This window comes from Mordavella massiliensis (assembly GCF_016901695.1).
GTDB classification, from domain to species: Bacteria; Bacillota; Clostridia; order Lachnospirales; family Lachnospiraceae; genus Claveliimonas; species Claveliimonas massiliensis_A.
In genome coordinates this window covers 1-1,335 of sequence record NZ_JACJKS010000054.1, presented here as the reverse complement: position 1 = coordinate 1,335, position 1,335 = coordinate 1, and the positions used below count along the sequence as shown (strand labels likewise).

Sequence of the window (1,335 nt, the reverse complement as noted above, 5' to 3'; positions counted from 1 at the left end):
AGAGTGACGAAGCCGGCCACCGAGACCGAAGAAGGCTCCAAAGCACGTGACTGCACGGTCTGCGACCATGTTCAGACCGAAACCATTCCGATGCTTGAACATGAGCACAGCTACGGCGACTGGCAGAAAGATAAAACCCAGCACTGGAAGGAATGCCGCTGCGGCGAGAAAACTGAAGTGGGCAACCATACTTTCGATGATTGGACGATAACAAAGGAGCCTACCACAACCGAAACAGGTTCCAGAGAACGTACCTGCTCCGTCTGCGAATATACGCAGAAAGAGACGATTCCGGTTCATGAACACAGCATCCATGATGAAGCATGGAAATATGACGATACCGAGCACTGGCAGGAATGCTCCTGCGGCGAAAGGCTGAATGTGGCAAACCATATCTACGGCGATTGGAGAGAGACGAAGCCGGCCACCGAAACCGAGGCTGGTTCCAGAGAGCGTGACTGCACGGTCTGCGACTATGTGCAGACCGAAACCATTCCAATGCTTGAACATGAGCACAGCTACGGCGACTGGCAGAAGGATGAAACCCAGCACTGGCAGGAATGCTCCTGCGGTGAAAAGCTGAATGTGGCAAACCATACCTACGGCGATTGGAAAGTAACCAAAGAGGCCACTGAGACCGAAGCGGGCTCCAGAGAGCGCGGCTGTACGGTCTGCAAATACGTGCAGGTCGAAGACATTCCGATGCTTGAGCATAAGCATGGCATCCATGATGAAACGTGGAAATATGACAAAACCCAGCACTGGCAGGAATGCTCCTGCGGTGAAAAGCTGAATGTGGCAAACCATACCTACGGCGATTGGAAAACAACCAAAGAGGCCACTGAGACCGAAGCGGGCTCCAAGGAGCGCGGCTGCACGGTCTGCAAATACGTGCAGACTGAAGCCATCCCTGCAACAGGAACCGGAGAGCCAACCGATTCGACTGATCCGACCGATTCATCCGATTCGCAGGGTCAGCAGGATCCTTCCGGCGACACCGGCAGCCCCCAGACTGGGGACAGCAGCGATATGGCGCTGTGGATCGGCCTGATGCTGGCTTCCTGCGGCGGCGTGCTGGGGATGCTGTTCTACAGGCGGAAAAAGGCGGCGGCCGGGAAATAAGGCTGAGTAATAAACAAAAACCGGCAAAAGCGCCTGCGGGCGGGCTTCGTGCAAAATCCACAGCCCGCCCCGGCGCAGCCGGTATCTTTTTCAAGAAGGGATATCCCTTCTATCCTTTGCTTACACCAAAGGATAAACAATCTTATTTGACAAGGAGGAAACAATCATGAAGCGAAAAATACTTGCAGGTTTGCTGACGCTTTGCATGGCGGC

The 1,335-nt window shown here is 54.2% G+C and carries 1 protein-coding gene; it reads left to right on the top strand.

All coding sequences use genetic code 11. The annotated features are described in order from the left end of the window. Nucleotides 1-1,122 (top strand): LPXTG cell wall anchor domain-containing protein (locus H6A20_RS13040; protein ID WP_204907527.1); only part of this gene is annotated, 1,122 nt, incomplete at its 5' end. Nucleotides 1,123-1,335: the final 213 nt, after the last annotated feature.